Genomic DNA, 1,253 nt, shown 5'->3' with positions numbered 1-1,253 from the left:
GATGTGTATAAGAGACAGCATCAGCATCGAGTGGCCGTTGCCGATGTGGCGGCTCTCATCCGACTGAACCGACAGGAAGACCGTCGGTAGCGCATAGTCGCCGTTGCGGGCAGCCTCCGACGGCATGGCGACGAACAACGTGTTGGTGAACGCGGTTTCGGCAACCACGGTCAGGTAGACGTTCGCCGAGGTGATCGCGTCGCCGGTGATGAAGCCCTCACCGAACTGCCGGCCGATCGTGGTGGCGTAGCACTTGCCGAACGCCTCCTCCGTGATGTCGAAGCCGGCCGGATCGATGTAGTTCTCCATGTACCACTTCTTGAGATTCATCTGGATCGTCGAGTGACGGAACTCGTCGACCATCTGCATCGTGAAGCCAGTGCGAAGATCTTCACCCGGAGCGAGGCGGCCGACCATGGCCATGGACCGGGCGGCGGAGATTTCCGGGAACGGGATGATCGCCAGGAACAGCTTCATCCACTCGACCCAACGCGGCTCGACGTTGCGGAACATGTCGCCGCGCAGCGCGGCATCGAGCGCGCCGTAGACGCGGTTGTCCTTCTCCTCCTGCATCGGGAAGTAGGAGCGAAGGACCTGCTTCATCGGATCCTTCGGCGCTTTCGCAATCTTGTAGTCCGTGGGAAAGGTCATTGCTTCCTGGACGTAGGAAGGATTCCATCCGAGATCTGCAATCTTCTTTGCAGCATCACCGACGGATATGCCGCGCTGGGCGGTGATCTTGTTGAGTGTTAAAGTTCCAGACATCTCGTCTTTCCTCCTGATCGGGTCAGAAACCACATCGATATTCCGCCTGCCCTGGACCTTCGCGGACCAGGCAGTGCCTACCCGTACGTTACGGGCCACCTCGCGGCCGTTTGCACGGCCGGACGTTTGATATCGGCAAGGGTTTTGGGGAACGACTGTGGTGCACCGCAACGATGATCAGGAGCGATCTTCCGAACCACGGTCCTTCGATCGCAATGCCTCATCCCACCCATGATGCGCCCTCAGCTAAGCGTCCCCTTCCCTCGTTCTTGTCGCGGCTCACCCCAGACGGAGCAGTCAGCGTTGTTGTGATCAGGAGCTTTGCAATGGGCGTGCCAGCGCGTCCGAGGAGCTTGCCAGCCCGCTTTCTGAGGCACCGATGCCGGTATGGCGTGGACGGCGGCGTCACATTCGCCCGGCTTGCGGTTGAAGGAGATGCAGATTGCGACGAGAATTGCAGAGGAAATTGCAGAATGAGAATCTCGACC

The 1,253-nt window shown here is 59.7% G+C and carries 1 protein-coding gene; it reads right to left on the bottom strand.

Annotated features, from left to right (window positions below):
• Positions 1–765 (bottom strand): ferritin family protein (locus IF803_RS42475; protein WP_461196160.1); only part of this gene is annotated, 765 nt, incomplete at its 3' end.
• Positions 766–1,253: the final 488 nt, after the last annotated feature.

The sequence above is a fragment of the Bradyrhizobium sp. UFLA06-06 genome (assembly GCF_054820065.1).
The sequence above is the reverse complement of the archived record's forward strand: the minus strand, read 5'-3'. Positions and strand labels throughout refer to the sequence as shown.